This is a genomic window from Candidatus Rickettsia mendelii, assembly GCF_057543435.1.
In genome coordinates, this window is record NZ_BTGX01000023.1 from 19,848 (window position 1) to 27,928 (window position 8,081).

Sequence of the window (8,081 nt, forward strand, 5' to 3'; positions counted from 1 at the left end):
ATGCTTGGCTAAAATGATATTATATAATCAATAAACGCCTGACGTGCTTCAGGTTGTTTATTATTATAAAATAAATACCTATTAAAAAAATAGTTTGTTAAAGTGAGAGCTTGTTTTTTTTCTTCTAACGTAATTTTGCTATTATCTAATAGTAAAAATTTAGGTAAAATTAACAACTTGTCTTTATAAGGCATGCCTATTTTATATGATAATGCTCTACCTGATTTAGGTGATACATAGCTTAAGTCAGTTGTTATATGACTAACTGCACATTTACTAAGATCAAGTTTATATCCTGTTTCAGCAAGTAAAGCTAGTTCAAAATTAATATAATCACGAAAACAAAAATTCTTTGATAAAGTATCTAAATAGTTCATTAGAAATGAGAAAAAGTTAGAATGTTTTTCTCTTTCATGAAAAAGATCTTTGATTAAAGATATAACTGAATTAAAAGCATATAGTTTAGCTTTATTTGTTATAAAGTGACCAATATAGGATTTAATAAGTTCACATTTAGCAATGCCTATGTGTTCATGTAGTCTTGCTTGCCAAAGAAAATCTACAATATTACCTTCTTGATATATAAATTTGCTTTTTTTAGAAGATTTATTTACAACTCCTGAGTATAAACCATGATTTGCAGTAAAAACTGTAATAATAAAAGAACTTTCTTTTAAATATTTTTTAGCAATTATTACTCCTATATCTTTGATATTCATAATTTTTTTAGTAATGCTTTAGCCTCAGATGAATTACCTGTATATACTATATTTTCATAATTAAGTTTGATTGCAGTAAATAAAGCAGCATGATCATCATCAACATTTGCGATAAAACCTACAACTTTTTCAGGAAATCTCTTACTTAAAGTTTTAAACATGAAATCAATTACTAGCATACCGTAATATTTTACACTGCCAGTCGGGGTTGTTAGCATAACTTTTCCTTCTATAGAAGATAAAAAATTTCTTGCTTCTTCCAAATTTTCTATTTCATACACTAAAGTGTTTTTATATTTCTTTTTCATTTAATTATCTCTTTTAAATCTTTTAAATGTGATATGGGGAATATTAAATCATAAGTTAAATCTTCAAACTTAGAGCAAATAATCTTATCAAATCCAAGCTTCAAAGCTTCTTTTATTCTTGTTTCTGCTTTTGCGGTTTTTCTTATTTCTCCTGATAAGCTTATTTCACCGAAGAAAATACTTCGCTCAGGTACAGGATTATTGGTTGCAGCAGACACTAAGCTAGCTGCTACTGCTAAATCTGAAGCAGGATCAGTAATTTTAAGCCCGCCTGCAATACTTAGATATACTTCATAATGAGCAAGGTTAAGTCCTATCCTATTACTTAGTACTGCAAGTATCATTGATAATCTATTGGTATCCCAGCCGACTGCTGAGCGTCTAGGTATTGCCATAATTGAAGGTACTATTAAAGCTTGTACTTCCATAAGTAGTGGCCTTGAGCCTTCAATCCCTGCAAAAATTGCTGTACCTACAACATTTTGTTCTCGCTTCATTAAAAATAATGCTGATGGATTTGTTACCTCAATAAGTTTGCTACTGCTCATTTCAAATACTCCGATTTCTCCTACACCACCAAAACGATTCTTATATGAGCGTAAAATACGAAAATGGTTATTATGGTCTCCTTCGAAATATAACACGGTATCAACTAGATGCTCAAGTATCTTAGGACCGGCAAGTTGTCCATCTTTAGTTACATGACAGCTTAATAAAATAATTAAATTATTTTGTTTAGCATAATTAACAAGTTCATGTGCACATGTACGAATTTGAGAAACGGTACCAGGAGGTGAAGATAATTCTCTTGTAGTAATTGTTTGAATAGAATCAATTACTATTAAATCAATATTACTCTTATTCACTTCTATGGTTGCAATAATATCTTCTAAATTAGTAGCTGCTAAAATATTGGTATGATTATTAACAATATTTAGTCTTATTGCTCTTAATTTTATTTGGTCAAGCGATTCTTCACCCGTAATATATAGGCAATTCGTCTTTGAAGTAAAATTGCTAGCCACCAGTTGTAATAATAAAGTAGACTTGCCAATACCTGGGGCTCCTCCTATTAATATAGCAGAACCACTAACAAGACTGCCACCTAGTACTCTATTAAATTCCGCTATTGGAGTAGAAATACGCGATTGTTCTGCTACGGAATCGGATAGTTTATCAAATTCTTTCTTACTACCTGTTTTAATAATTACTTTATTCGAACTTACTTCTTCAACAATACTACCCCATACTCTGCAATCAAAACATTGTCCGGACCATTTAGGGCTAATATTTCCACAATTAGAACATACATAGTGCTTTTTATCTTTACTCATAATATTTAAGTGTTATTTTATATATTTAGTTATGGGCAGTTTTATTGTAAGATTTCAATGTTACTTCAGTAATAGCAGAACATTGTTGTATAGCTCTTATTCATTTAGAATCAGGAATCTAGATAAAACAATACTAATTTAGTATGAAAATATAAAAAATTTGTGTTTTATATAATTATTACATTTCTGTTTCTACAGACATTATATTGAACAATTTTTAAAAGACACATAAAAATGTTTTGTGAGAATGACATCAAGAGGAACATATATTATACTTTAAAATTAATAATTTAGCTTTGCCATATAGTTTTATACGCAACATTTCAATATTTTTATCTAAAACATAATTATCTAGTTTAGCCATTTCAATAACTATGATAGTGCCTTCCTTAAGCCAATTATTTTTTATAAGCAATTTCATTACCTTAGGTACTATATTAGTATGATATGGAGGATCAATAAAGACAATATCGAAAGTCTTATTTGCTTTTGGTAGATTTAAAGCATTAATATTGACAAAGTTAATTTTATTATCAATGTTTAGAGATTTAGCAAATCCTGCGGCTACTTTTAATGAAAATGGATCTATGTCAATTAAAGTAGCAAAACCTGCTCCTCTTGATAAGCTTTCAAAAGCAAGGCTACCACTACCGGCAAACAAATCTAGTATATGAGCATTTTTATTAAATAATCTATCAGAGATAAACTCTCCTGAAGTTAATATACTAAATATTGCTTCTTTAAGTTTACCAGTTGATGGACGATATTTTATATTTCGAGCAGTAGGTATAATTTTATTTTGATATTTACCTGATATTATTTTTAACACTTATTTAGTTTTAATATTTCTTATAGATAGATTTTTTTTATTTTCTTTTATTCTTTCTGCACATCATTTTGTTAATTTTACTCTTAAATTTTTCTATAAATTTACTAGGCTTGAAACTTTTTTTTTATTTTTGCTTTCTTCATACTTATTTTAAAATATCTTTTTCCTTAGTTTTATCAATATCATTATTTACTATATTTGAATTTTCTTCTAGTTTTTTGGATTTTTCTATTTTGGCTTTTTATCTAGCTTTTTGTTTTTCTGTTACTAACTCATCAATACTGGTGGTGTGCTGTGAAATATATTTACCTAATTACACTAGTTAAATTTTCAAATAATTTCTGAAGATTATGTAAAGGTTTTAAGTGATTTTATAACGGCTGCATAGCTCCAACTAAAATACAGCAATAGCAATTTTAGTGGCATAACCTAATAACACAGGAAATATTATGAAAGATGCTGATGCTACTGCTATATTCTACTACCACAGCAAACTTTACTAAAAACTTTTTACTTTTGCCAAAAATTTGTTACGCTGTGAATCACTGAAGTAGCATCACTTAAATTATAAACTATGCACTTGCATCAGTAAGTATAACATCGGTAAGATGAGCATATTCAATATTTGCTTATCAAATAATTATTTTTTTATAATTAGCATTAATAAGCTCAGCCCTTTTCCATAGAAGTTTTTACAATTCTTCTGATATAAAAATCTATTAGTTAAAACTGCTTCTTACATTTGGAATTTTTGCACATCTGTTTATCATTACCTTTGAAAAAATACTGATTTAATAAAATGATTCAGTGAAATATTATTCGTTATATAATTACGGTAATAATTTAAATTTAATGTTATTATTTCTCTAGCATGTTTTGAGTTAAGAATACTTCTTTATAATCTCCTGAATTAAGGTTCCCTATTTTAAAGCTACCATATTGAATTCTAATTAGTTTATTAACCTTTAGTCTAAAATATTCAAATATTTTTCTAATTTCACGATTTTTTCCTTCAAATAACACTACTTCAAACCATGCATTAGTATGATTTTTTCTCAGTAACTTTATTGAGTGAGGATTATAAAATATTCCATTAATTTCTAAATTATTATAATCACTTTTTAGTAGCATATCTGGATTACCATAAGCTCTAACATGATATACACGTTTTAGCTTATTTGATGGAAGTTCAAATTGCCGAGCTAAATCACCATTATTGGTAAGTAATAATAAACCTTCACTATTTAAATCTAACCTACCTATAGAAATGACTCGTGGTAAACCAATTAACTGCTCAAACACAGTTTTACGTGATAAGGGATCTTTATTAGTAGTAATTAGACCGAGCGGTTTATAATAAATCCAAAGCCTTGGTTTTTGTGAATTATTGATTAATAAGCCTGATACTTCAATTTTATTATTAATACCAACATTTTTAGCAGGTGATACAACTACAATACCATCTACTTTTACTTGTCCGCTAATTATTAGTTTTTCAGCGTCTCGTCTTGAACAAACTCCTGCATTACTAATTATTTTGGCTAATCTATGCATTTTATTGAATAATGATTTTATCACTATTGCATATGCTATAAATGCAGATGTTTCAATAAGAAAATATAAAAATGCTACCGATAAAGCAATATTAAATATTTACTTCTTTATAGCTAGCTATACAAATAAACCTATATATTAAGTAATTTGATATAAATTATTAATAAAATTATACAATGATAGTTTTACTTAATTAAAGTTAGAAAATTTTTAACTCTTTTCTGCAAATCAATATATTTTTTTATAATAAAGTTTTTAACTAATAACTATGTTAGCAATTATTAGTTTATTGTACAGCAAAAAGCAGTAAGGTATTGATAATAAATTTCAAAGCGAGTGTACTAAAGCAGATATAAATACGTGAGTGTCTTAAAAAATTAGTTTAATCCTATTAATTTCAGGTACCTGCTAGCAGTATGACATATTGCCTATAGTACTAGCAAAGTACTTAATTTGGTTTATAATGTATTATATTTTTTAAATTAATTTAGAGATTAATCTTCAAGTCAGCAAATGTTTAATATCTTGAGCACTGAGAAAATATTTTTTATGGTAAAATTATTTCTATGGTCAGTTTTAAGATCCTTCTCATATACCTTAGCAGTATTTGTAAATGCTCTTTAATAACGTTATTAGTTATTAAACATAATATAGGTGTGTATCTAAAGTTAGTAGATTATATAAATTATTCTCTATTTATTGGATCACTTAATATTAATAATAATTTTGTTATTTGACTTATTTATAATTAATCAGTACAATTTATCATTATTTTCACCAAGCTACAAAGCAATATTTATATGGTGTATGGTAATTCTGGTAGTTTTTATTTCATTTAGTTTTTAAGTAATTATACTTTAATTAATTTTGCTAATATAAAATAGCATTTTTATTTGGAAGCTTAATTCCTACAGCATTATATCTAGTTTAGACTTGTAATGTCCTTGATGATTAAAGTTAGAAATTTAATTAAGGAATTAAATGCTATAGCAAAATAGTAATCTGTACAATCATTAGTTTAGACAATTTTATCTTTTGCTATTACTAAATTAATACTCGGAATAGGAGTATGATAATTGTAATAATGCAGTCAAAGCAAAAATAAAAAATTTTTATTATCTTGAACTACAAAAATATTTAATTATTACATTGGTGATAAGAATATTTATAATATACTAGTTAGTATTTTACTAACTGAAAAATCTTTTAATTAATAGTGGTTAGAAAAAATAAAAAGCATGGAAATATTATTTGTCATGTTGTGGCGTGATTGGCTTTGCATAGTTCAGGAAACAACTAAAAGTACATACTATAGTTTAAATGCATTACTTAGAAATATAACCTATGATAGTATATTTTAGAGATTCTGCAATTAAGTTGCTGGGAATAACAACGAGTTTTTCAAGTATGTAACAAGGCCATCATAGCTGCAGTATAAAAATTTAAGCCGAGTTAAAAGCTCTTTTCTCTAAATTACTAAATTTAGAATATTGACTATCATAATAAAGCTGAACATTTCCAACTGGTCCATTACGATGTTTTGCAATAATTATATCAGCAATATTATAGACTTTATTGAGCTTATCTAGCCATTCAGCATGCCTAGCATCACCTGCTCCAGGTTCTTTTCTAGTTAAATAATATTCTTCACGATAAATAAACATTACTATATCAGCATCTTGTTCTATGGTTCCTGATTCTCGGAGATCAGATAGCATAGGTTTTTTATCTTCACGAAGTTCTACTGCTCTTGATAGTTGGGATAAAGCAATAACAGGCACGTTTAGCTCTTTAGCAATCGCTTTTAAACCTTGTGTGATTTCTGAAATTTCACTAACTCTATTTTCAGATTTACTTACTCCTCTAATTAGTTGTAAATAATCAATAAATAATATACCTAAATTATGTTTACGTTTCATTCTTCTAGCACGAGTTCTAATAGCAGAAATAGATAGAGCTGGAGTATCATCAATAAAAAATTGTAATTCTGATAAAGCAGCTGCTTCCTTACGAAGACGATTATATTTTTCTTCACCAAGGATTCCTGTACGAAGAGAAGTAGAATCAATTCCTGCACACATTGAAAGTAGACGAGTCGTAAGCTGTTCTGAAGACATTTCTAACGAAAAGAAACCTACCGATTGAATTTCTTGATTGTCTTGAATGTTCTTAATACGCATATTATTACAAGCATTAAGAGCAAGGTTTATAGCAAATGCTGTCTTACCCATTGAGGGGCGCCCAGCAAGAATGATAAGATCAGAATTATGAAAACCAAACAATTTATTATCTAGATCAAACAAACCAGTAGATATACCGATTACATGATCATTATTTTTCATCGCTCTATTGATGCTAGCAAGTGACTCAGAAATAGGAATACCAATTTTAGTAAAACTCTTTTCATTTAAACCTTCACTAGCTAAATCGTAAAGTTTAGCTTCAGCACGTTCAATTTGTTCTTTTGCTTCAATCTCTAATGAGGAATTATAAGCATCGTTTACTACTTCTTCACCAATATTTATTAAATTACGTTTTATAGCTAAATCATATATTATTTTGCCATAATCAACTGGATTTATCACCATCATTGACATGGTTATTAATTTTGCTAGATATTCTGTTCTTTCTATTTCATGAAATAGTTCATCTTGAACAAGCATACTACGTAAAGTTATAGGAGTAGCTATGAGACCTTTTCCAGTAATTACTTCAATTGCATTATAGATTTTTTGATGAATAGGTTCAAAAAAATGCTCTAAGCGTAAAAATTCTGATACATAATTTAGCAATTCATTATTAGTGAGAATCGCCCCAAGTAGCATTTGTTCTGCTTGAATATTTGAGGGTAAAACTCTAGTTATAGGCAGATTATCCTCTTTATTAGTAACTATTTTTTTTTCATTATTTACTTTATTACGGACCATTTTATTTTCTAAAATTATTATTGTTGTAAAGCCAAACAAGGAATAGATACCTGTTATTGTCATTACAAGCTATTGTAAGGGGCGTGGCAATCTAAAAAAATGCTAACTTTTTAGCATCTTTTACTTAATAATTGCTTGATCAGAACTTAAAGTTTTTTCTCTCAATGACACATGAGATAATATTAATCAAGTCCATAGTATTTCTTATTCTTTTTTGCTGCATGCATCGTACGCTCCCTATCCACTAGACTTTTTTTTGACTAATAATACTTAATTAATCATTTTACGAGTCTTTTTTAATACAAATTTTAATAGTAAAATTACTACTTATATTACTTATTAATAAATAATAATTAATTTTTATTTAAATACCATTCCATCGTTTAATTAAATTAGTTTCAATGTCGAAA

6 protein-coding genes are annotated in these 8,081 nt (G+C 27.6%); all 6 read right to left on the bottom strand.

Going from position 1 to position 8,081, the window contains the following annotated elements:
* Nucleotides 1–8: 8 nt before the first annotated feature.
* Nucleotides 9–719, bottom strand: coding sequence for a DNA repair protein RecO (gene recO / locus AC27F4_RS03620; RefSeq protein ID WP_487062169.1), 711 nt, complete (start codon nucleotides 717–719; stop codon nucleotides 9–11).
* Entirely contained in the window at nucleotides 716–1,027 is a 312-nt protein-coding gene (locus AC27F4_RS03625) for a hypothetical protein (RefSeq protein WP_487062171.1), read from the bottom strand. Before AC27F4_RS03625 ends, recO begins: the two co-directional genes overlap by 4 nt.
* Nucleotides 1,024–2,361 carry a DNA repair protein RadA gene (gene radA, locus AC27F4_RS03630; protein WP_487062173.1) on the bottom strand — a complete coding sequence of 446 codons (1,338 nt, stop codon included), beginning with the start codon at nucleotides 2,359–2,361 and terminating at the stop codon, nucleotides 1,024–1,026. Before radA ends, AC27F4_RS03625 begins: the two co-directional genes overlap by 4 nt.
* A 253-nt stretch (nucleotides 2,362–2,614) precedes the next feature.
* The gene (gene rsmD / locus AC27F4_RS03635; protein WP_487062175.1) at nucleotides 2,615–3,190 is read right to left on the bottom strand and encodes a 16S rRNA (guanine(966)-N(2))-methyltransferase RsmD; all 576 of its coding nucleotides are present in this window, start codon (nucleotides 3,188–3,190) and stop codon (nucleotides 2,615–2,617) included.
* 858 nt (nucleotides 3,191–4,048) lie between these two features.
* Nucleotides 4,049–4,744 (bottom strand): pseudouridine synthase, encoded by a 696-nt coding sequence (locus AC27F4_RS03640; protein ID WP_487062177.1) that lies wholly within the window; start codon nucleotides 4,742–4,744, stop codon nucleotides 4,049–4,051.
* Nucleotides 4,745–6,186: 1,442 nt separating this feature from the next.
* Nucleotides 6,187–7,671, bottom strand: a complete 1,485-nt coding sequence (locus tag AC27F4_RS03645) for a replicative DNA helicase (protein WP_487062316.1) — start codon at nucleotides 7,669–7,671, stop codon at nucleotides 6,187–6,189.
* Between the last annotated feature and the right edge of the window lie 410 nt (nucleotides 7,672–8,081).

Excerpts from the sequence above, each read along its gene's own strand:
- recO (WP_487062169.1), bottom strand. The coding sequence starts at position 719 with ATGAATATCAAAGATATAGGAGTAATAATTGCTAAAAAATATTTAAAA.
- AC27F4_RS03625 (WP_487062171.1), bottom strand. The coding sequence starts at position 1,027 with ATGAAAAAGAAATATAAAAACACTTTAGTGTATGAAATAGAAAATTTG.
- radA (WP_487062173.1), bottom strand. The coding sequence starts at position 2,361 with ATGAGTAAAGATAAAAAGCACTATGTATGTTCTAATTGTGGAAATATT.
- AC27F4_RS03640 (WP_487062177.1), bottom strand. The coding sequence starts at position 4,744 with ATGCATAGATTAGCCAAAATAATTAGTAATGCAGGAGTTTGTTCAAGA.
- AC27F4_RS03645 (WP_487062316.1), bottom strand. The coding sequence starts at position 7,671 with ATGGTCCGTAATAAAGTAAATAATGAAAAAAAAATAGTTACTAATAAA.